19 protein-coding genes and 1 tRNA gene are annotated in these 22320 nt (G+C 63.9%); 7 read left to right on the forward strand and 13 right to left on the reverse strand.

Features of this window, described 5'->3' with window-relative positions:
* The first annotated feature begins 91 nt into the window (after positions 1–91).
* The 3 genes from KMZ29_RS04460 (at position 92) to KMZ29_RS04470 (ending at position 4214) form a co-directional block, all read left to right on the forward strand.
* Positions 92–979: a class I SAM-dependent methyltransferase gene (locus KMZ29_RS04460; RefSeq protein ID WP_215622627.1), complete on the forward strand. Its 888-nt coding sequence runs from the start codon at positions 92–94 to the stop codon at positions 977–979.
* Between the two features lie 14 nt (positions 980–993).
* The gene (cysK, locus tag KMZ29_RS04465; RefSeq protein ID WP_215622628.1) at positions 994–1986 is read left to right on the forward strand and encodes a cysteine synthase A; all 993 of its coding nucleotides are present in this window, start codon (positions 994–996) and stop codon (positions 1984–1986) included.
* 134 nt (positions 1987–2120) lie between these two features.
* Positions 2121–4214 (forward strand): tetratricopeptide repeat protein, encoded by a 2094-nt coding sequence (locus tag KMZ29_RS04470; RefSeq protein WP_215622629.1) that lies wholly within the window; start codon positions 2121–2123, stop codon positions 4212–4214.
* A gap of 111 nt (positions 4215–4325) precedes the next feature.
* Here the strand turns inward: KMZ29_RS04470 and KMZ29_RS04475 are convergent.
* Positions 4326–4410: transfer RNA gene (locus tag KMZ29_RS04475), tRNA-Leu, on the reverse strand.
* Between the two features lie 260 nt (positions 4411–4670).
* On the opposite strand from KMZ29_RS04475, the gene KMZ29_RS04480 reads away from it, so the two are divergent.
* Positions 4671–5171, forward strand: a complete 501-nt coding sequence (locus tag KMZ29_RS04480; protein ID WP_215624136.1) for a disulfide bond formation protein B — start codon at positions 4671–4673, stop codon at positions 5169–5171.
* 291 nt (positions 5172–5462) lie between these two features.
* Here KMZ29_RS04480 and KMZ29_RS04485 read toward each other — a convergent pair whose 3' ends face one another.
* Positions 5463–6548, reverse strand: a complete 1086-nt coding sequence (locus KMZ29_RS04485; RefSeq protein ID WP_369810076.1) for an AbrB family transcriptional regulator — start codon at positions 6546–6548, stop codon at positions 5463–5465.
* 215 nt (positions 6549–6763) lie between these two features.
* On the opposite strand from KMZ29_RS04485, the gene KMZ29_RS04490 reads away from it, so the two are divergent.
* The 3 genes from KMZ29_RS04490 to KMZ29_RS04500 all read left to right on the forward strand — a co-directional run bounded on the left by KMZ29_RS04490 (position 6764) and on the right by KMZ29_RS04500 (position 8869).
* Positions 6764–7249: a hypothetical protein gene (locus tag KMZ29_RS04490; RefSeq protein WP_215622630.1), complete on the forward strand. Its 486-nt coding sequence runs from the start codon at positions 6764–6766 to the stop codon at positions 7247–7249.
* 123 nt (positions 7250–7372) lie between these two features.
* Positions 7373–8152 (forward strand): sulfite exporter TauE/SafE family protein, encoded by a 780-nt coding sequence (locus tag KMZ29_RS04495; RefSeq protein WP_215622631.1) that lies wholly within the window; start codon positions 7373–7375, stop codon positions 8150–8152.
* Between the two features lie 36 nt (positions 8153–8188).
* Positions 8189–8869, forward strand: a complete 681-nt coding sequence (locus KMZ29_RS04500) for a DsbA family protein (protein WP_215622632.1) — start codon at positions 8189–8191, stop codon at positions 8867–8869.
* 67 nt (positions 8870–8936) lie between these two features.
* Here KMZ29_RS04500 and KMZ29_RS04505 read toward each other — a convergent pair whose 3' ends face one another.
* The 11 genes from KMZ29_RS04505 to KMZ29_RS04555 form a co-directional block, all read right to left on the reverse strand.
* The gene (locus tag KMZ29_RS04505; protein WP_215604918.1) at positions 8937–9143 is read right to left on the reverse strand and encodes a hypothetical protein; all 207 of its coding nucleotides are present in this window, start codon (positions 9141–9143) and stop codon (positions 8937–8939) included.
* Positions 9144–9221: 78 nt separating this feature from the next.
* The gene (locus KMZ29_RS04510) at positions 9222–10334 is read right to left on the reverse strand and encodes a carboxylesterase family protein (protein WP_215622633.1); all 1113 of its coding nucleotides are present in this window, start codon (positions 10332–10334) and stop codon (positions 9222–9224) included.
* Positions 10335–10410: 76 nt separating this feature from the next.
* A complete protein-coding gene (locus KMZ29_RS04515; protein ID WP_215622634.1) occupies positions 10411–11382 on the reverse strand; it encodes a S1C family serine protease in 972 nt (323 codons plus the stop codon).
* 234 nt (positions 11383–11616) lie between these two features.
* Positions 11617–13170 carry an AMP-binding protein gene (locus tag KMZ29_RS04520; protein WP_215622635.1) on the reverse strand — a complete coding sequence of 518 codons (1554 nt, stop codon included), beginning with the start codon at positions 13168–13170 and terminating at the stop codon, positions 11617–11619.
* A 161-nt stretch (positions 13171–13331) separates the two neighbouring features.
* Complete coding sequence (locus KMZ29_RS04525; protein ID WP_215604922.1) at positions 13332–13889, reverse strand: HNH endonuclease; 558 nt, start codon at positions 13887–13889, stop codon at positions 13332–13334.
* 277 nt (positions 13890–14166) lie between these two features.
* Positions 14167–15135: a peptidyl-alpha-hydroxyglycine alpha-amidating lyase family protein gene (locus KMZ29_RS04530; RefSeq protein ID WP_215622636.1), complete on the reverse strand. Its 969-nt coding sequence runs from the start codon at positions 15133–15135 to the stop codon at positions 14167–14169.
* A gap of 138 nt (positions 15136–15273) precedes the next feature.
* Positions 15274–17070, reverse strand: a complete 1797-nt coding sequence (locus KMZ29_RS04535) for a flavin-containing monooxygenase (RefSeq protein ID WP_215622637.1) — start codon at positions 17068–17070, stop codon at positions 15274–15276.
* Between the two features lie 51 nt (positions 17071–17121).
* Positions 17122–18258 carry a DUF2855 family protein gene (locus KMZ29_RS04540; protein ID WP_215622638.1) on the reverse strand — a complete coding sequence of 379 codons (1137 nt, stop codon included), beginning with the start codon at positions 18256–18258 and terminating at the stop codon, positions 17122–17124.
* A 210-nt stretch (positions 18259–18468) separates the two neighbouring features.
* Positions 18469–19995 (reverse strand): acyl-CoA synthetase, encoded by a 1527-nt coding sequence (locus tag KMZ29_RS04545; RefSeq protein ID WP_215622639.1) that lies wholly within the window; start codon positions 19993–19995, stop codon positions 18469–18471.
* A gap of 18 nt (positions 19996–20013) precedes the next feature.
* Positions 20014–21219 (reverse strand): ABC transporter substrate-binding protein, encoded by a 1206-nt coding sequence (locus KMZ29_RS04550; RefSeq protein ID WP_215622640.1) that lies wholly within the window; start codon positions 21217–21219, stop codon positions 20014–20016.
* A 46-nt stretch (positions 21220–21265) separates the two neighbouring features.
* On the reverse strand, positions 21266–22240 hold the full coding sequence (locus KMZ29_RS04555; RefSeq protein WP_215622641.1) for an NAD(P)H-dependent flavin oxidoreductase: 975 nt from the start codon (positions 22238–22240) through the stop codon (positions 21266–21268).
* Positions 22241–22320 lie beyond the last annotated feature (80 nt).

The following is a 22320-nucleotide window of genomic DNA, read 5'->3' on the forward strand; positions in this document are numbered from 1 at the left end:
ATCCCTCAGGCGGCCGCCAAGCAAACAAGACGCGGGCAGACTACCTTTTGGCCATTCTCAATTCGAGACAAGGTACGAGAGAGACGGGCCCATGAGCAACACAGCACTGAACATCACGCCAACGACGGAAGACAGTCAATTCGTTCGGTTTTGGAACGAGGTCCTGGCGTCGAAATTCATCCGATTCAAACACATACTGGTCGGGGGTCTGTCACGTCACAGCGAGGCGGTGTTTCCCACGCTACCGGTACGTCCGGGCGACCACGTCCTGGACGTGGGTTGCGGATTTGGCGACACAGCGATCCGGCTGGCCGAGCTGGTGGGACCGAGCGGCCGGGTTGTCGGGGTGGACTGCTGTGAGGCCTTTCTGGACTACGCCCGGGCGGAAGTCAGGACCAGAGGCCTCACCAATGTTTGTTTCGTGAGGGCAGACGCAGAAACTGCACTTCCGACAAATCAATTCGATTTCGTCTTCGCCCGCTTCGGCACAATGTTTTTCGCCAATCCGGTTGCCGGTATGCGCAATATGCGCAAAGCCCTGCGGCCGGGCGGACGGATGGTGCATATCGTCTGGCGCGATCGGGCTGACAATCCCTGGCTGTCGATGGCAAAGGATGTCGTTCTTCGGTACCTGCCATCACCAGGCACAGACGCCCTGACCTGTGGTCCGGGTCCCTTCTCGATGGCGAACGAGGCGGTGGTCAGGGCGATGATGACCTCCGCCGGCTATGATCGGATCGAATTCCGCAGGGTCGACGCTCCCGTCATGGTTGGAAAGGATGTCGACGACGCCATCGCCTTCCAGTTGGCAATCGGTCCAGCCGGCGAGGTCTTTAGAGAAGCTGGCGCCCTGGCGGAATCAAAGCGGACCGATATCGAGTCCGCGCTGGCCGCGGCAATCAACGGTCAGAAAACGGCTGCAGACGGAGTGGTCATGGACAGCTCCTCCTGGGTCATCAGCGCAATCAATCCTCAATAGCAAGGGAGACATTCATGATCGAGCAGCATATATTGCCACCTGTAGTGTTGGACAAGCCTGGGCGTGGCCGCGTCTACGGAAGCATTCTGGAAACGATCGGTAACACCCCGATGGTCCGTATCGGGAGGCTCGCGCGGGAGGCAGGATGCCAGGCCGAAGTGCTGGCCAAGCTCGAGTTCTTCAATCCGCTCGCCAGCGTCAAGGACCGCATCGCCGTATCGATGCTGGAGGCCATGGAAGCTGACGGTACCATCGGCCCGGGAAGCGTGATCGTGGAGCCAACGTCGGGTAACACGGGCATCGGGCTCGCTTTCGTCTGCGCCGCCAAGGGCTACAGGTGCATCCTGACCATGCCTGACAGTTTCTCGATCGAGCGCCGCAAGTTGATGCGATTCCTCGGCGCGGAACTCGTGCTCACTCCCCGTCAGAAGGGCATCGGCGGCGCCATCGAGAAGGCCAAGGAGATCATCGCCGCAACCGAAAAAGCTGTCATGCCCTGGCAGTTCGGTCATCCGGCGAATCCAGAGATACACCGCAGAACCACGGCCGAGGAGATTTGGCGCGACACTAACGGCGTCGTCGATGCCATTGTTCTTGGCGTCGGCACGGGCGGCACGCTCACGGGCGTCGGAGAGGTGCTGAAAGCTCGCAATCCCGGCATACGCATCATCGCAGTCGAACCGGAAAATAGCCCGGTGCTGTCCGGTGGAACGCATTCGCCACACCTGATCCAGGGCATCGGAGCGGGGTTCGTGCCGGACGTTCTCGATATCAGCCTCATCGATGAAGTTCTCCTCGTGAGCAACGACGAAGCAATACAAACGTCCCGCAGGCTGGCCGCGCTTGAGGGCATACCTGCTGGCATATCATCAGGAGCCGCACTAGCCTGCGCCATGCGCGTCGCAAAACGCGACGAGATGAAGGGGCGCACGGTTGTCACCCTCCTGCCGAGTTTTGCCGAGCGATACTTGTCAACCGCTTTGTTCGATGGATACGCTGAAGATTGAGTTGGATCGTAAGACCGCCAGTCACAGGGTCACAGGTGCACCACAGTCGCGCAGTAATCTAGCTAGCTTAGTTGGAGAGCGGTAATCGAGGCGGAGGAAGCAGGTTCGGCGTAGCTAGGGATGCGAGCGAAACCATGGAACGCAAACTGACGACCATTATTGCGATGGATGTTGTCGGCTACAGCCGTCTAATGGAAATCGACGAGCAGGGTACGTTTGGTCTCCTCAAGGATGCGCGCTCGAACATCATCGACCCTGCCATTGCCCGCCACTCCGGGCGCACGGTCAAACTGATGGGAGACGGCGCGCTTGCCGAGTTCCCGAGCGTAGTCGGGGCCCTTCAGTGTGCGGTGGAGATCCAACGGCAATTCGCGTCACGCCGCCGCATGGCGGACGGGATGCATGGATTGCAATTTCGGATCGGTCTTCACCTCGGTGACGTAATCGTAGAGGGAGACGACATCTACGGCGATGGTGTCAATGTAGCGTCCCGTCTTGAAAGCATTTCACAGCCAGGCGGCATCGTGCTGTCGAAGCAGGTCCATGACCATATCGGTGCCAATGTTCCGGTGCGGTTCATATCCCTTGGCGAGCAGACGGTGAAGAATATCAACCGGCCTATCCAGGCATATCGCGTCGACTTTGGGGCGGACGCCGTCTCTGCGTATGTGATTCGCTTCCGCAACTTCGAACTCGACACCGCCCACTTCGAGCTTCGGGAAGCGGGTGAACGGATTGCGGTTGAACCCCAGGTATTCGACCTCCTCGTCTTTCTCGCGCGTAACGCAAATCGAACGGTCACAAGAGAAGAGATTTTCGCTGCAATCTGGGGCGAAAGGATCGTTTCTGATTCGGCACTCAGTAGCCAGATCAAAGCGGCGCGCCGCGCTGTCGGCGACGATGGCGTTTCGCAACACACGATAGCGACCCTTCATGGTCGTGGTTTCCGGTTTGTCGCGGCGATTGAGAATGTCGGTTCTGATGCGGTCGATGAAAGCGCCGACGGGAGAGTGGAGAGTGAAATGTCGCCGGTGGCGCACAAGCCATCGGTTGCAGTATTGCCATTCGCAAACTTGAACCAAGACCCTTCCGAGGATTACTTCGGCGATGGAATCACCGAAGACATAACCACGGCCCTGGCCAAGAACCGGTGGTTGACCGTTATCGCTCGCAATCCAGCGTTTGCTTTTCGTGGATCGAAGGACAGCATCCGGGTCATCGGTGAAAAACTCAATGCTACGTATTTGGTGACGGGAAGTATACGCAAGGCCGGATCTCGGTTCCGCATCACCGTCCAGGTTGTCGATGCCGAAACGGAGCAGAGCGTCTGGTCGGAAAGATTTGACCGCGACATGGTCGACATTTTCGAGCTTCAGGACGAGATTTCCGAGATTGTAGCGTGCCGCATCGAAGCAGAGCTGGGTCTGAGCGAGCAGAAAAAGGCCGAGAGACGGCCTCGCAAGAATCGTGGCGCATGGGACTTTTATCAGCTTGGCATTGCGGAATTCTACAAGTTCACGCGGGAGGGAAATCTGCAGTGCCAGGAGTTGCTTCGCAAGGCCATCGAGCTGGATCCTGGTTATGGCGGCGCCCATTCGAGACTGGCCTACGCAATCGTTCTCAGCATGGTATATTTCGACGTCACGCCGGACGATGCGCGGATGGACGATGCCTTGAATGCGGCGCAACGGGCCATCGAGCTGGATGATCAGGATGCGAACGGTTTCTTTACTTTGGGCCGCGTTCACTTGGCACGGCGCGAGTATGGTCAGGCGATCGACGCGCTTCAGCACGCACTGGAACTCAATCCGTCTTTGGCCGTTACATATTGTGGACTTGGGGATTCCTACGCCTACGAAGGGCGGCTTGACGAGGCGATCGAGCAGTTTGAGATTGCAATAAGGCTCAGCCCTCACGATCCATTTCGCTGGGCGTTCTACTCTTATCGCTCGCTCGCCCATCTGTTTCGCGGAGAGTTCACGGAAGCCGCTTCTTGGGCACGTAAATCGGTCCAGATACCGAATGCGCAATACTGGGCCCGGGCACACCTTGTGGCGGCCCTGGGCCACCTCGGCGATGAAGACCAAGCGCGGATTGCAGTGGCCGATCTCATGAGGATCAAGCCGGAATTCTCACTCGCATTCGCCCGAAAACACCTATTCTACCTCAAGCGTTCGGAGCAGATCGAGGCCTATGTGGACGGCCTCAGAAGGGCGGGCCTGTCGTGACACGTCGACGTTTTCTGCACCCGATCGCGGGCGCCGCCGTGTTCCCGGCCGTATCACGCTCTAGGTTTTCAGAGAGCATCTAGCTAAAAATGCGTAAGGAATAAAATCCTATGGTGCCCCTGGCCGGAATCGAACCAGCACTCCTTGCGGAACTCGATTTTGAGTCGAGCGCGTCTACCAATTCCGCCACAGGGGCATTCGCGACGGCGGCCGGAGGGCCTGATGTCGTGAAGCGGGCGGAATATAGCGGCCGGTGAGGGCGGGTCAACCCGCTGGTATGGAAGCCGCTTCCAATCCTTCGTTACCCGAAACGGCGCGCCAAAGGCCCCCAGCCGTCCAAAGACACTCCAGTGTGATCGCGCCTCGCCTCGACAGCGCCGTGGCTGCAGGATACGACGCGGTGGACAGGAGACGATCGTGACGCTGAACGCCACCGCAAGCCAGTCGCATGTGCCCATGCAAGCCCACCCCGCGTTTGCGGCGGCGCTGGCGATTGCCGTCATCGCCGCGGCGACGCTGGCGGGGGCGTGGTTCTTTGAGCTGGTGCTGGATATCCGTCCCTGTCCGCTCTGCCTCGAGCAGCGCTACGCCTATTATCTGGCGATCCCGCTCGGCGCGCTGGTGGCGTTCGCAGCAGTGAAGGATACCCCGCGCGCCGTGCTGTTGGCGGGGCTCGCCATTCTCGCGCTCGCCGCGCTCGGCAATGCCTGGCTCGGCGCCTATCACGCCGGCGTCGAATGGCAATTCTGGCAGGGGCCGACCGAGTGCTCGGGTCCGGTGGTCAATCTCGGCAGCGCCGGCAGCCTGCTGGAGCGGCTCGACACCGTGAAGGTGGTCCGCTGCGACGAGGTGCAGTGGCGCTTTCTCGGCCTGTCGCTGGCCGGCTACAACGCGCTGATCTCGCTGTTGATGGCCGCGATCGCAGGCTGGGGGATTCTTCGGCTGCAGCGCCGCTGACGTCGATGTGACTACCCGACGGGCAACCACTATCATTGCACGCGCGGCTATCGGGCGCATCGGGCGCCCGGCATTCCCCGCGCCCTCTCAGGGGCGGAAGATTTCAGCACAACCCGGGCGGCTCGCGCCGCGGGAGTAATTTCTGTCGTCCCGGCCTTGAGCCGGGACCCATAGCCACCGAAGTTGATGTTGCGCCAAGCTGGAGCCCCAATCTTTTTCGCCACTCAACTCAGTGGTTGTGGGCCCCGGCTCAAGGCCGGGGCGACGAGATGTAGGTGGACAAGAATCGCTTCAATCGTCGACATCCTCCTGCGGCCGCCCGAACAGATGGACGATGCCCGGCGTGGTGATGCTGACGAACACGAAGCGCGACAGATGATGTGCGCCGACGAAGATCGGGTCGATATGCAGGGTCAGCGCCAGCGCCAGCATGGCGTCCATCGCGCCCGGCGCGAATGCGACGATGATGTCGGCCACCCGCACATCAGTGGTCAGCGCGATCACCGCGACGAAGACGGCCGAGATGCCGACGGCGATGGTGAACGATCCCAGCGCCGCATGGACATGACTGAGCAGGGTCCTGGTCTTCATCCGCGCAAAGCGGGTGCCGATCACCGCGCCGATCCCGACCAGCGCGACGTTGCGCATCCACGGCGGCAGGCCGCCTTCGATGATGCCGCTGCCATGCAGCACGCTGGAGCCGATCATCGCGCCGAACATCCAGCTTGCCGGAAATTTCAACAGCCGCAGCACCAGCGCCACCGCGACCGAGGCCGCGATCAGCCCGGTCAGTTCGAGCGGGGAGGCGATCGTCCCCGCTGCAGCCGGCGGCGCGGAGGAGGCGACCCCCATCAACGCCAGCAGCAAGGGAAGTGCGGCAGTGAGGATGATCACCCGCATGGTCTGCACCACGGCGATCGCCGGCACGTCGGCGCCCTTCTCGACCGCGAGCATGGTGATCTGCGACAGCGCGCCGGGGCTCCCGGCCAGCAGCGCCGAGGTGCGGTCCCAGCCGTGCATGCGCTGCAGATAGAGGCTGGAGCCGAAGGTCGCGCAGAACGTCGCCAGCGCCAGCAGCGCGATGGTCAGGGGATAGGCGCCCATGTTGTGCAGCATCTGTTGCGACACCAGCGAGCCGAGCGTGATCCCGAGCAGCAGCAGCACCGCCTGGGTCAGGATCGGCGGCATGGCGAGCGGTCGGCCCGCGATCGCGGCGATGCCCGTCGCGATCATCGCGCCGGAGATCAGTCCGCCCGGCAGGTTGAGCAAAAGAAACAGCGCGCCGCCGGCGGCGCCGATCGCGAGCGTCTCGAGCACGTTGAGAATTCTGGCGCGGCTGGGAAACGCAGCCGCCATCGATGCGGGGATCAGGCTCACGCCGCCTTATGGCAAATCCGCGCTCGCGGGACAAATGCGCTCATGCGACTGCAGCAATGCGCTTTCCTCCCTCCCGCGCGGCCACCCTCTGCAAACTTTCTGCACGCGCAGTGCTTGCAAAATGTTGACCGAATCGTGGCCCCGCGATGTTGTCGCACGCTTCGGTTGCGCTAGGATGGGGGCCTCAAGGATTTGCCATGCCCAGGGAGACAAGAATGAGCTTTCAAGTCAAATTATTCTCGGCCGTTGCGGTAACGGCGTTGACGGCGTTCGCGGCGACATCGTCGGCGCAAGCCCTGACCGCGCAGGAATGCAGCGCGAAATACCAGGCCGCCAAGACCGCCGGCACGCTCGACGGCCAGAAGTGGAACGACTTCCGCAAGGCGCAGTGCGGTGCGGACGCCACCGCGGCGCCGGCCGCCGCGCCCGCTACGCCCGCCGCGCCGAAAGAGGCGGCCGCCAAGCCGAAGAAGGACGCCGCGGCTGCCGCAACGCCGGCGGCGCCGGCCGGCCCAGCGGTGTTCCCATCCGCGGTCGATCCGAAATATTCCAAGGAAACCGCCGGGAAGGCGCGGATGCACACCTGCGTCGACCAGTACAACGCCAACAAGGCCGCCAACGCCAATGGCGGCCTGAAATGGATCCAGAAGGGCGGCGGCTATTACAGCGAGTGCACCAAGAAACTGAAGGGCTCGGCGTAGGCGCCTTTTGCCCGGCAGCGCGGCCGGTTCAACCGGCCGCGTTGCAGTTTCCATGCTGCCAGCGTAGGAGTTTGGAGAAATTTCTTCCAGGAATCACGCCGTGCGAGCGAGGTTGCGAGCGTAATGATCTCGGTGATGCAGGGCGTGCTGGGACTGGCGTCGGGAGCGCTGGTCGGATTTTCGCTCGGCCTGGTCGGCGGCGGCGGATCGATCCTCGCGGTGCCGCTGATGGTCTATGTGGTCGGCGTGCCCAATCCCCATGTGGCGATCGGCACCAGCGCCATCGCGGTGGCCGCCAATGCCGCGGTCAATCTGTCGAACCATGCGCGCGGCGGCACCGTCTTGTGGCCGTGCGCGCTGACCTTCGCGGCGGCGGGAATCGTCGGCGCGCTCGCCGGCTCGATCCTCGGCAAGATGATGGATGGCCAGAAGCTGCTGGCGCTGTTCGCGCTGTTGATGCTGGTGATCGCCGCATTGATGCTGAAGACGCGAGCGCGGGTCGGCCTGCCCGGCGTGCAGATGAGCTGGACCAACACGCCGGCCATTGTCGGCCTCGGTCTGGCGACCGGGACGCTGTCCGGCTTTTTCGGCATCGGCGGCGGGTTCCTGATCGTGCCGGCGCTGATGCTGGCGACGGGCATGCCGATCATGAACGCGATCTCCTCATCGCTGGTCGCCGTGACCGCGTTCGGCCTGACGACGGCGGCCAGCTACGCCTGGTCCGGGTTGATCTCGTGGGGGCTCGCCGGGCTGTTCATCGCCGGCGGCATCGCCGGCGGATTGATCGGCACCCGTTTGGCGCAGCTGCTGGCAGCGCGGCGCGGCGCACTTAATCTGGTGTTTGCCGCTGTCATTATTGCAGTGGCGCTCTATATGTTGGCGCGCAGCACGTATTTTTCCTGAACGCAGAAGATGCCGCGCGCCGGCCGGGAGACCACAATGACAAAATCGATCGAGCCGGACCGGTTGTTTCGGCCGCTTACCCGGCGCCGAACGCTTGGCGCGCTCGGGGCGGGCGCGCTACTGCTCGGTCTCGACATCGCGCCAGGCTCGGCAGCCGCCCAGAACGGCGGCGAAAAGGTGCTGACCGAAGCGCTGGTGCTGCGCGATCCGGACATTCCTGTGGCCGGCAATCCCGATGGCGACATCACGATCGTCGAATATTTCGATTTCAATTGCCCCTACTGCCGCAAGCTCGCGCCCGAGCTGCGGCAGGTGGTGCAGGACGACGGCAAGGTCCGCCTGGTGTTCAAGGACTGGCCGATCCTCGGCGAGGTCTCGGTGCTCGCCTCGCGAATGGCGCTGGCCAGCAAATACCAGGACAAATTCATACAGGCGCATGAAGCGCTGATCGGCGTCTCCTCGAAGCTGACCGCGCCGCGGGTTCGCGAACTGCTCGCCGGCGCGGGCATCGACCTCGACCGCCTCGACCGCGACCTCGCCGCCAATGCCAAGGCGATCGACGCGATCATCGCCCGCAATGGCGAACAGGCGGAGGCGTTCGGCTTCAAGGGCACGCCGGCCTTCATCATCGGCAAATTCCGGGTGCCGGGCGTCCTGACCATGGCGCAGTTCGATCAGGCCATCGCCGATGCGCGCAAGGCGGCGAAGAAGAAGTAGCATCGCAACGATAAGGCGCCCCCGTCGAGGACGAGGGCGCCCGGCTTTCGCGGATATGTCAGGGCGATTACTTCGACGACAGCTTGGTCCAGTCGTCGTGCGCGCGCCGCTTCAGCAGATTCCATTCGCTCGCCGCGACGTCCCAGTTGACGATGGTGCGATTGGCCGATGCCGCCTGGCCGTTCGCGACCGTCGAGGTCGATTGCGAATCGTAGATGTAGACGCCGCCGACCAGCAGCAGCGCCCCCAAAATCATTCCCAAGAAAATGCGCATGGCAACCTCCGATGAAAAGCAACAACGTTGCCGGGGTGGAAAGGTTCCCTGCCCAGCGCGATCCCTCGCGTGACCGGATCACGGAATGGTTACGGCAGGCGGCCGTTCGCCGCCGCGCAGCCAGTCCAGCATCGGCGCGTTCATCTCGCGCGGATAGGTGTGGCTGAGATCGTCGAGCTCGCGATAGGTGACGTCGGCGCCGGCTGCCGATAATAGCTGGTGCGTCTGCCGCGCCACCTGCACCGGGAACATCCAGTCGAGCCGGCCATGCACGAGATAGATCGGCAGGCCGCGCAATCGCTCCGCGTCGGCCATTTCCGCCATCAGCGGGTGGAAGGTGGCGGAGACCGGGGCGAGGTGGGTGAAGGGAGAAGTGCTCTGCAGTCCGCTCACATAGCAGAACGTGCCGCCGTCGCTCATCCCGGTCAGCAGCATGCGATCGGGATCGATGTTCCAGCGCGCCCGCACCGCATCGAGAATGCGCAGGAGATTCGGCGTGTCGGTGTCCTCTCCCATCAGTGCCCAGGTATTCTTGTTCGAAGTGCTGCCGGTCGCGGTGGGCGCGATCACGATGGCGCCACGGCTGCGCGCATCGCGCAGCCAGCTCCACAAAAACCCGCGCCCGTTGCCGCTGCCGCCATGCAGCGCCATCACCAGCGGCCAGGCGCGGTCGGGCGTATAGTATTCCGGCACGTAGAGCGAGAAGCCGCCGCAGCTGCCGGGTTCGTTGTGATCGTGCAGGATGCCGGTATCCTCGTTGGCCGGCCCGGCGAGGCGCGCCAGCAGGCCGGCGTCGTCGCGCAAAGCCGGATCGAGGAAGAAGCTGCTCACCGGCGGCAGTTTGGCGGCAAGCGGGTACAGCGCCTCCTGCGCGCGCGGGGCATAGCGCAGCGCGCGAAATACAGCGACGAGATCGCCATTGCCGTTCTGTACCGCGCGCAATCCCATAAACGCCGCCAGCGCCGCGTCGCTCGCCGCTTCGAGCGAGGTCCGTATCCCGGAAAATTCCTCCGGCCACTCCGCGAGCCGCGGACGGACAGCCCGCAGCGCCTGATCCGGGGAGCCAGCGGCTTCCATGACCCGATCGAAATCCGGCGGGTTCAGGTGGCGTGCGATGAAGGCGAGCGATTCCAGCGATTGCAGCAATGGCGGCAGCACGGCCGCGATGTCGTCCACCACCGCCTCGCTCATCGCGCGTTCCCCATTTCCTGCTGATTTCAGAGCGCGCGCCGACGCAAAAGCCGGATTCCGGGCCTGCCGATCGGCCCTAATGCAACCGCGGCGCCTTCAGCAGCTTCGCGCGATCGGTCGAGGTCAGCACCACGTCGAAGGTGACGCCTTCATGATAGACGGTCAGCGGCACGTCGACGCCGGCGGATCCGAGCGACCACAGTTTCCGGTAGAATCCGGTCTGGCTGGAGATATTTTCGCCCTTCACGGCCAGAATGACATCGCCGGCCTTGAGTTCGGCGCGCCCCGCCGGCCCCTTGCCGGCGATGCCGACCACCACGACCCTGTTGTCGATTTCGGTGGTGTACATGCCAAGCCATGGCCGCGCCGGCCGGTTGACGCGGCCGAATTTCCGGATGTCTTCGAGCACCGGCTTGAGCAGATCGATCGGCACGATCATGTTGACATGCTCGGCCTTGCCGTCGCGCTCGCGCTCGAGCTGCAGCGAACCGATGCCGATCAACTCGCCGTGCGAGGAGATCAGTCCGGTGCCGCCCCAGTTCGGATGGGCGGGGTAGGTGAAGATCGCCTCGTCCAGCAGATATTCCCAGTAACCGGCGAACTCCTGCTTGGCGACGATGTGGCTGGCGACCGACCGCGTGCGTCCGCCGGCGCCGCCGACCACGACGCGGTCGCCGATCTGGGCAGCGCTGGAAGAACCGAGCGGCAGCGGATCGAGGTCGATGCGGCCGAGCGCCTGGACCAGGCCGAAGCCGGTCTCGGAATCGAAGCCGAGGGCGTGGCCTTCCACCACGCGGCCGTCGCCGAGGTGCAGCCAGACGGTTTCGGCTTCGGTGATCAGGTAGCCGATGGTCAGCACCAGTCCGTCGTCGATCAGGACGCCGTTGCCGGCGCGCTCGGTGCCCAGCGTGTCCGCGCTGAAGGCATCGGCCGGGATGATCGAATGCAGGCCGACCACTGACGAAAGCGCGCGGTCGAGATCGAAGCCGTAGTCGCCGGGGCGAGGCTGGTTCGCGGGCGGCACTTTCCATTCAGTCATTGAGGGCATGGAGATCTCCTGGCCAACCGGGCGGGCGCGAGGTGCGCGCGAAACCAGTGACAATCTATGTCGCAAACGGCCGTCATGAAAGTGTCGTGACGGGACTGAATACCGGCTGCGAATGGGAGCCGGCTTCTCGATCGCGATGTCCCGGAACCGGAACACGCGCTGGAAACGGGTCACATGGCGGTCGCGGGCACTGAAGTTCTGCGGGTTTGCCTTGCTGTGCATGGCCGTCGCCGGTCAATCGCCAGGTAGAATCGAGCCAGTCATGCGCACCTGGGCCTCCCTGGTCTGTTTGCGCGAGGGCAGAATCCGGAATGCGCGGCCCTCTTTCAGCCATGCCGCGCGCTCGTCGCGCAACATCGTACGGCGGACCTTGCCTGAATCGTCGCGCGGCCCGACGCCGACGATTTCAAAACTTTCCGGATGCTTGTAGCGGCTGAGCCGGTCGGCCAGGAAACCGCCCATCCCGCCGACGACGGCTGTGGCGTCGGCAGCCTCGGTCAGTTCGAGGATGGCGTGAATCCGTTGTCCGAGTTCGGGGTCCGGCAGGCCGACCACGACGCAGGAGCGCACGTCGGGATGCGCCGTCACCGCGGCCTCGACCTCGGCCGGGTAGATATTGGCGCCGCCGCGCAGGATCATGTCGGCGAGCCGGTCGCCGAGATAGAGGTAGCCCTCGGCATCGAGCCGGCCGATGTCGCCGAGCGATTCCCAGCCGTCGGAGCGGCGCTTCGGCTCGGCGCCGAGATAGTGATAGGTGCTGCCGGGGCCGTCGTTGGGGAGGAAATAGATTTCGCCGGTTTCGCCCGGCGCGACATCGTTGCCGTCCTCGCCGATGATGCGCAAGCGAGCCGTTTCGCCGATCTTGCCGACCGAGCCCTTGTGCGCGAGCCACTCGACGCCGGAAATGATGGTGGCGCCCTGCCGCTCGGTGCCGCCATAGAGTTCAAAGATTCGTTCCGGGCCGAGCCACTCGATCCACTTCTCCTTGAGCCACGGCGGCATCGGCGCCGCCATGTGAAACACCACCTGCAGGCTCGACACGTCATGGGCGTTGCGGACCTCCTCGGGCAGCGCCCAGATCCGATGCATCATGGTCGGCACGAAGTTGACCCACTGCACGCGGTTGGCGGCGATCAGGCGCAGCGTCTCCTCGGCATGGAATTTCACCATGCCGGTGAGGCTTCCGCCGGCGAACAGCGCGGTATGCGACACGATGAAGGGGGCGTTGTGATAGAGCGGGCCGGGATTGAGCAGCGACACGCCCTTCGGGATTCCGAGGATCTGTTCTGCATCGGGATCGACCACAGCAGGCTGATGGTCGAGGATCACCTTGGGCCGTCCGGTCGAACCGCCAGAGGTCATCGCCTTCCAGTAGCGCGCCACCGGGCTGTTGACCGGCTCGTCCGACATGCCTTCCGGCACGAAATCGGCCGGCAGGCGATTTGGCGCATTCCAGTCGGTCTCGCCGCCGACCACCAACGAGGGTTTCAGAATCTCCAGCACCGCGGCGGCCTCGCCGCGCGGCAGCCGCCACGACAGCGACGTCGGCGTCGCGCCACACTTCCACACCGAAAAACTGGTCTCGAAGAAGGTATTGCCGTTGGGGAGCCCGATGGCGACGAAATCGCCTGGCTTGACGCCTTTGGCGGCAAAGGCGCGGGCGCGCCGGTTGGCGCCGCGTTCGAGCTGTTCCCAGGTCAGCGTGTCCTTGCCATGGCTGACCGCGACCGTATCCTTCGGTTTGCGTTCGGCATACCAGCGCGGCACGTCGGCGATGGGAATCAGCATGTGGGTCCTCCGTTATCCGGCTTTTGTGGATGCCGTTTATTTACAGCGAACGAGGGCGCGGGCCGTACCCGGCCACGCTCTGCTCAGCAACGAAGGATGTTGTGACTGAAGAAAACCGCGGCGTCCATATGGGCGCCGGCGCGAGCAACGCCGCCTGGAAATTACGGATCGAGCTCGGTGTCCCAATACAAATAGTCCAGCCAGCTGTCGTGCAGATAGTTCGGCGGGAACAGCCGGCCGTTGCGGTGCAGCTGATGAACCGTCGGCGCGAACGGCGCCTGTCTCGGAAACATCCGCGCCTGCTGCGGCGTCAGGTTGCCCTTGCGCAGATTGCAGGGCGAGCAGGCGGCGACCACGTTTTCCCAGGTGGTCTGGCCGCCCTTGGAGCGCGGGATGATGTGATCGAAGGTCAGATCCTCCGGCGCCGCACAATACTGGCAGACGAAGCGGTCGCGCAGGAACACGTTGAACCGGGTGAAGGCGGGGTGGGTGGTCGGCTTGACGAAGGATTTCAGCGACACCACGCTCGGCAGCTGGATCTCGAAGGAGGGGCTGCGCACCGCGCGGTCGTAGTGCTCGACGATGTTGACGCGGTCGAGGAACACCGCCTTGATCGCGTCCTGCCACGACCAGAGCGACAACGGATAGTAACTGAGCGGGCGGAAGTCCGCGTTCAGCACCAGTACCGGCCAACCGCCTTGTGAGACATGTGCGTTCAAGAAACGCTCCTGACCCCCATATTAGCTGCGAAGCAGCATGCGTTGACATACTACAGGCAGCGTGACGGGATTGTGAAGAGCATTGAGGGCCTTATCCAGCGGGGGGAACCCGCTGGCGGCAGCATCCGGACGCGTCAGAAACCGCGGGAAGGCCGCACGGGTAGGCTGCTGACGCCAGCGGTCGCCATTGCCGGTTTCGCGTCGCCAGATGCGACCGATTCTCGGCCAGCCTGTCGTCATCGGCGGCGTCGGCTCCCCGCGATGGCGGAATAATGCGCTAGATCTTCTCCAGCTTCTGCAGGCAGCGCACCACGCCGACCTCCGCGGGCATCGGCGTATCCGGAAAACTGGTCTTCCAGTCGGTGACGCCGACCTCGCCGACATAGATGTCGCCTTTGGAATCCAGCGCGATGCCGTGCGGGGCGAGGAATTTGCCGGTTTCGACGCCGGGGCCATGCTCGCCGCCGAGCCGCGCGATGCGTTTGCCGTTGGAGTCGACGATGGAGAGGCGGGGACCGAGATTGGGCACCTTGCGGTTGACCGCCATGCCGGGGCCGAGTTCGCCGATGATGAAATTGGGCTGCTTGCTGCCGCAAGCGCACAGCGCGCAAGGGCGGTGCAGGTTGTTCCACTGCGTCTCATATCTGCCGTTGCCGTCGAACACCTGGACGCGGTGGTTCTCGCGGTCGGCGACATAGACGAAGCCGTCGGCGTCGGTGACGATGTTGTGGACGATGTTGAACTGGCCAGGATCGGTGCCGGGCTCGCCCCAGGTCTTCAGCAGCCTGCCGTCCGGCGTGAACTTGTGGACGCAGGCGTTGCCGTAACCGTCCGAGACATAGATCTCGCCCTTCGGCGACAGCGCGGTGTGGGTGCAGCGGTGGAACGGTTCGCCGCTCATGAACGGCGCCGGCTTGTGGGGAATGCCGATGGTCAGCAGCACCTTGCCGTCGGTGGAGCACTTGCGCACGGTGTGGTCGCCGTCATCGGTGCAATAGAGATTGTCCTCAGTGTCGATGTGCAGGCCATGCGCGCGGTTGAACAGGCCTTCGCCCCAGCTCCTGATGAAATTGCCTTCGCGGTCGAGCACCACCATCGGATGGGCGCCGCGGTTGAAGACGTAGATGCGGTCCTTGCTGTCGACCGCGACCGAAGCGACGTCGGTCAGGCTCCAGCCCGCCGGCAGCTTCGCCCAGTTCTCCACCACGCGGTAGCGATGCTCGCCCGAGCCGAGAATGGTCGGCATGTGTGTTCCCCCAGGATTGTTCGGGTTGTCATTCCGGGATGGTCCGAAGGACCAGACCTCAGATGCGCAATTGCGCATCGGGGAATCTCGAGATTCCGGGTTCTTGCTGCGCGCGCCCCGGAATGACAGTGAACGGATTCACGCCACCGCCGCTTCGGGCTCTGCTGTTGGCGCCACCCGCGGCAGCAGGCCTTCCTCGATCGCCTTGATCTGCAGCGCCAGGAATTTCGAGTTGATCCGGCACTGCGCCAGGCTGCCGGCGATGAACCAGAGGCCCGGCTGTGCGGTGCGCGTGTACATGTTGCGCAATTCCTGGCCTTCGCCGAATCCCCAGATCGGGCCGATGCGGCTGACGATGGCATCGCCGAACAGTTTGCGCACCAGATGCTCCTGCGGCCGGTAGCCGGTCGCCAGCACGATCAGATCGGCGGCAAGCGTCTCGCCGTTCCTCATTCGCGCGCCCTCGGCGACAAACGATTCGATATCCGAAAACTGTCTCAGTCCGACCTTGCCGCCGGCGACGAGATCGGAGCAGCCGACGTTGAAATAATAGCCGCCTCCACGGGTGAGATATTTGAACTGCCAGCCGGTGCCGCCGTCGCCATAATCGAGCTTGAAGCCGACGCGCGCCAGGCCGTCGAGCAATTCCTGATCGAGTTCTTTCGACTGCTTCGTCAGCATGACGTGGGTTCGCTTCGCCAGTGTCAGCGGCATCGACGTCGCGATCAGATCGTTGTCCTCAGTCGTTCCCTCGCCATAGGTCGCGTAGGCCAGTTGCGCCGACGGTTCGATATTGGTGACCAGGGTCGAGCTGCGTTGCACCAGCGTGACCTCCGCCCCGCTCGAATGCAGATCCTGCGCGATGTCGTGGCCGCTGTTGCCGGTGCCGATGACAATCGCCTTCCTGCCCTTCCATTCCTCGCCGTCGGTGTACTGGCTGGAATGGATCACGGTGCCGGCAAAGTTCTTCAGGGTCGGAATATCGGGCAGGCTCGGAATGCCGCTGACGCCGGTGGCCAGCACCACATGCTGCGGATGCATCGTGCGCTTGCCGCCGTCGGAACGGCGCAGCGCCACGGTCCAGCGCTGTTTATTTTCATCGTAACTGCCGCCCTCGAACTCGGTGCCGGTCCAGAAGTTCAGTTCCATGCTTTCGGCATAGGCCTCGAGCCAGTTGGCGAGCTTGTCCTTCGGGATGTAGGTCGGCCAGTTCGGCGGAAACGGCATATAGGGCAGGTGATTGACGTGCACCTGGTTGTGCAGCGTCAGCGCGTGGTAGCGATGGCGCCAGTTGTCGCCGATCCGCAGCCCCCGGTCGACGATCAGGGTGTCGACGTTCAGCTGCTTGAGGCGGGCGGCGATCGCAAGGCCGGCTTGTCCGCCGCCGACCACCAGCACGACCGGGTCGCGATCGGCATATTCGGCCGCGGCCTTGCGCAGGTCGAGCCAGTTGGGGCCGCGAAAATCCCGCGAATAGGCCTGGCCGCGGGGCCGCGATGCGCCGAGCTGTTCTTCGAAGCCTTTCAGTTCCTCGAGCGCGGTCAGCAGCGTCCAGGCCTTCAGCCGGTTGCCGTCGCCGGCATCCGGGATCAGGCGCAGCATCCCGCTGCCGCGGCCGGTAGCGGTCTCGAACCTGAAGATCGCTTCGATGCAGTCGGCGCCCGCGCGCGTCACCTTGCGCGGCGCGGCGCGGGCGGGATCGACGGCGAGGTTCGCGAGCGCCGCACCGGGCGCAAGGGCTCGCAGCCCTTCCAGGATGGCGTCGCGGCCGTTGATCGTCTGCAGCGTCCAGCTCAGCGCCAGCGCGTCGCGCCAATAGCTGTCGGGAACGAACAGGGATTCCAGTTCGCCGCCGCCGGGCGCACCAAGCGCGGATTCAAACTGCGCCAGCCAGTTTTCGGCAGCGATCGAAATGTCCGATGTCTTGTCCAGCATGCGCGTTTCTCTTCGCCAGCCGTCTGCGCGGCGTTTCCCTTGGGGACAAGCCTATACCGTCCGGGGTGGCGCAGAAAGGGCGGGATCAGATGCCGGCCATTCCGCCAGCGACAGGATGTGGCCCTGATCCGGGGGAACGCGGCCGTTCAGGGTATCGAAATAGACTTGGCTCACGGCTGCCGGCCCGCGACCCTCGGTCACGGTGAGCCACCGGTCCAGCTTCGGGGCGAAGCCCGACCATGCCGCGCCGAACCTGACGTCGACGCCGCCGGGGCCCCATTCCTTGGCGCGCTTGCGGATCTGGTCGGGCGCGAAGAACCAGCTTGGTTTGGCGCCGGGCAAATTGCCTTCGACGCCGGAAGCGTCGTGATGGGTGAGCCCGATGCGGCCGGAATATTTCATCCGGTCGCCGAAATGCCGGTGCAGCGTCTCGCGCAGCGCGCCGTTGCCCGCCATGTCCACATAGGCGACCGGCGGGTCTGCCGGCAGCGAGGTTACGCGGTCGTAGGTCACGACCTCGTCGTAACAGCCGAGCTTTTCGACGAAGGCGGTGTTGCCTGCCGAGGTCAGCCCGATCACCCGGACCGGCTTGCGCAGCGTATGCAGCAGGTGCGCGAGGCCAAACGCGGTCTTGCTGGAGGCGCTGGAGAGCAGCACGCTGCGTGCGCCGAACAAATCGTTCTCCGCAAGATAGTCGTCGACAAGGAACGACAGCATGAACAACGGCCGCAGCAGCGCCTGATAGTCGCCCTGCCGCCCGGCGAAGGCGGGGTCGCCGCTGACGCGGGCATAGGCGTTGTAGACCGGCGCCACCCCTTGCCGATGCGCGGCGGCGTCGCGCAGGCCGCGCTTGCTGACGTCGGCGGCCTCGATCACCAGATGCGACGCCATCGGGAAATAGCCGAACAGCCGTTCTCCGATGGCGATGCCCGGGTGGCGCGAGCCGATTACCTCGCCGAATCCCCACACCGGGACGTTGCCGAAATTCTCCGGCGCCGGAAACAGCTGCCAGTATTTCAGCGTGTCGCCGAGAACGGCGTAGGTGATGTTGTTGGCGGTGAAGGCGAAGCGATCGACCTTGACCAGCAGTGCGTCGTCGGGCAGCGCTGCGGCATCGGGCAATCGCGTTTCGATGGTCTTGCACTGCTGCAGATCATTGCGCGCGACGATGAAGTCGGTGGATTTCATGTTTCAAATTCCTGCGCTTCACATGCCGCGATCATTGCGCCGTTCGATGTCCGCTTTGCAACAGCAATGATGTTTAAAACGCTGTTTTGATTCATGGGAATGCCGGTTACTGACCGCGTCATTGCGAGGAGCGAAGCGACGAAGCAATCCATCTATCCCCGCGCGGGGAGATGGATTGCTTCGCTTCGCTCGCAATGACGGGGTTAGGGTTCACGCAATCGCGCGCAGTTTCCCCTCGGCATGGAGATCGCGAAGCTTGCCTTTGAAAATCTTGCCGCTGGCCTCGCGCGGCAGCGCGTCGAGGAACTGGATGTCCTTCGGCACCTTGAAGTTGGCGAGATGTCCGCGCAGGAACTGCTGTACCGCAGCGGACGACAGCGCCGCACCCGGTTCCTTTTCGATGCAGGCGAACAGCCGCTCGCCGAATTCGTCGTCGGGAACTCCGAACACCGCGCAGTCGCGCACGCCGGTCATGCCGATCAGCGCGTTCTCGATCTCGGCCGGATAGATGTTGACGCCGCCCGAGATCACCATGTCGCGCTTGCGATCGCACAGGAACAGATAGCCGTCCTCGTCGAGGTAGCCGACGTCGCCGACGCTGACCAGGCCGTCGCGCCCGGCCTCGGCGCGTGCCTCGGCCTTGCCGTGATAGTCGAAATCCGAGGTCGCGGTCTGCCGCATGAAGATTTCGCCTGCTTCGTTGACGGCGCATGGCTCGCCGTCGGCGCGGAAGGTCCTGACGATGCCGCCCTCGATCGCGCGGCCGACGGTGCCGGGCTTGCGGAGCGCCTCCTCGGCCGAGTGCCACACCGGAATCCCGGTTTCGGTCGAGCCGAAATATTCGTGCACCACCGGTCCCCACCAGTCGATCGTCGCGCGCTTGACCTGCGGCGGGCAGGGCGCGGCGCCGTGGACGATGAAGCGCAGCGACGACAGGTCGTAACGGCTTTTCACTTCCTCCGGCAGCCGCAACAGCCGCACGAACATGGTCGGCACCATATGCATGTGGGTGACGCCGTGGCGCGCGACCAGCTGCAGCATGTCCTCGGGGTCGAAGCGCGGCTCGAGCACGATCCGGCAGCCGTTGCGGAACGCCAGCATGCCGTAGGAGTTCGGCGCCGAATGGTACATCGGGCCGTTCATCAGGATGACCTGATCGTCGTTCGGCTTGATGCCATAGGCGATGGCGCCGACCCGCGCCGATGCCGCGAGCTGTTCGGGCCGCATCGGCTTGCGGCGCACGCCCTTGGGCTGGCCCGTGGTGCCTGAGGTATAGAACATCGGCGAGGCGCCGATCGGCGGCGCTAGCGACGGCGCATGGCCGTCGCGCCAGCGGTCCCAATCGGTCATGCCGTCGGGCACTTTGGTCAGCGCCGGCGCGACATTGAACGCCGCGGCGATTTCAGGCGGGGTTGCCGCCACCAATAGCCGCAGACGATCGGGCAGGCCGTCGCGGATCTGCGGCAGCAGGTCGGCGTGGCAGACCAGGATATCGGCGCCGCTGTCGGCCAGGATATAGCCGACCTCTTCGGCCTTCAGATGCCAGTTGATCGGCACCACCGGGCTGCCGAGCGCCGCCGCGGCGCCGGCGACCTCGAAGAACGCGAAATCGTTGCGCAGCATCATGCCGACCGGCGCGCCGTCGCGCAGGCCGAGCGTCCGCAAGCCGGTCGCGGCCCTGGCGATGCGGGAGTGAATCTCGGGATAGCCGATGCTGCGGTCGCCGCTGATGATCATCTGTGTTTCCCCGGCCGCTCAGCGGTCGTCCAGAATATCGCCGAAGCCGACCCAACTCTTGCCGTTGAAGCGCCGCAGCCGCAACTGCTGGAACGGCAGATAGTCGTCGGGACCGGTCGACACCGTTACTCCCGGCAGCAGCATCGGCAGCGAAAGCCCATGAAGCGAGGTCGCCTGTTTCAGGATGTTCTCGCGGCTGAAGTCGTCCTTGCAGGCCTTCAGTACATTCATCAGAAGGCTCGCATAGTGATAACCGGCGGCGTAGTTCGAATTGTTCAGGTCGGCATTGGGCATATATTGCTTCATGAAGGCAAAGTAATCCTTCACCCCGGCGTCGCCGGCCCATTGGGCGTCGAGCGTGTCCTTCTGGTTGCTCGACGAGATCAGGCCGACGGCGTTTTCCAGTCCGGCCGGCGCCAGGAACGAGATCGATGACGCCGAGGTCGGCACGAAGAACAGATCGGGTTTCCAGTTGAGTTCGGCCGTGCCCTTGATCATCTGCGAGGTGAATTTGCCGAGCACCACGCCGAACATCACGTTGGCGCCGGAAGCTTTCAGCGTCGCGAGTTGCGAGCTGATGGTCGGCGCGCTGGTCTCATAGGTCGCTTCCGAGACGATCATGGTCGCAGCCCTGGCTCCCAGCCCGCGCTTGAAACCGGCGACATAGTCACGGCCGAAATCGTCATTCTGCGACAGGATCGCAATTTTGGCGTCCGGCTTGGCTTGCAGGATGTACTTGGCGTAGACGACGCCTTCGGATTCGTAGGCCGCCATTCCCGGCATGGTCCATGGAAAATTCTTCGGGTCGGCCCATTTGGTCGCGCCGCTCAACACGAACAGCTGCGGCACTTTCTTGCCGTTGAGGTAGCGATGCACGGCATTGTTGGTGGCGGTTCCGAGCGAACCGAACATCATCACCACTTCATCCTGTTCCACCAGCTTGCGGGTCTGCTCGACCGTCTTCGGAGGCGAATAGGCGTCGTCGAGGCTGATGAATTTCACCTTGCGGCCATTGATGCCGCCCTCGGCGTTGACCTTTTCGAAAAAGGCTTCCTGCGCCCGTCCGATGATGCCAAATCCGGATGCCGGGCCGCTGTAGGGCAGGGTCTGGCCGATGCGGATCTCACCCTTCGCGCCGTCATCGGCGGCAGCCGTTACGATGCCGCCCAGGATGATACCGCTCAAGCCGAACGCGATAGCCAATGCAGGTCGCGACAGTCTCATCGTCCCACTCCCTCTGTTTGATCTGTTTTTCGAAACCGGATCGCGCTCAGGCGCGCGCCCGCTTGAGAAAATCGACGCTGGCTTGTCCGAACTCGGCTTTCAGGCGATCCACCAGTTCGGCGACCGGCGGCGCGTCGGCGATCTGGCCGATGCCCTGGCCCGAGCCCCAGATGTCGCGCCAGGCCTTGGCCTTGGTATTGCCGCCGGAGCCGAAATTCATTTTCGTCTTGTCGGCGACCGGCAAATTATCGGGATCGAGACCCGCCGCCACGATCGACGGCCCCAGATAGTTGCCGTGCACGCCGGTGAACAGGTTCGAATAGACGATATCGTGCGCGGCGTATTCCGTCAGCGCCGCCTTGTAGGCTGGATCGGCATTCGCCTCCTGGGTGGCGATGAAGCGCGTGCCCATATAGGCAAGGTCGGCGCCGAGCGCGAGCGCGGAAGCGATGCTCCAGCCGTCGGAGATCGCGCCCGACAACAGGATCGTGCCCTTGAACCATTGCTTCACCTCGCGCAGCAGCGCGAACGGCGACAGCGTGCCGGCATGTCCGCCGGCGCCGGCGCAAACCAGAATGAGCCCGTCGACGCCCTGTTCGGCGGCCTTGCGCGCATGCTTCACGTTGATGACGTCATGGAACACGACGCCGCCATAGGAATGCGCGGCCTCGACGATCTCCAGCGGCGGCCGCAGCGAGGTGATGATGATCGGAACCTTGTGCCTGACGCAGGTCTCCATGTCCTTCATCAGCCGGTCGTTGGAGGCGTGACAGATCTGGTTGACCGCGTAGGGCGCGATCTTTTTCTCCGGATGCAGCGCCTTGTATTCGCCGAGTTCGTTCTCGATGCGCGTCAGCCACTCGCCGAGCTTTTCCACCGGGCGCGCGTTGAGCGCCGGGAACGAGCCGACCACGCCGGCCTTGCATTGGGCGATGACGAGCTCGGGGCCGGACACGATGAAGAGCGGCGAGCCCACCACGGGCAGTTCGAGCGTGTCGACGAGCGAAGCAGGTAGCGGCATTTCATCCATCCCTTCGAAACGCGAGGCCGGCGAGCCGGCAGGCCGGCCCGGGGCCGGAACGCGTCGGTTTGTTGTTTGCA

The organism is Bradyrhizobium sediminis (genome assembly GCF_018736085.1).
Classification (GTDB): domain Bacteria; phylum Pseudomonadota; class Alphaproteobacteria; order Rhizobiales; family Xanthobacteraceae; genus Bradyrhizobium; species Bradyrhizobium sediminis.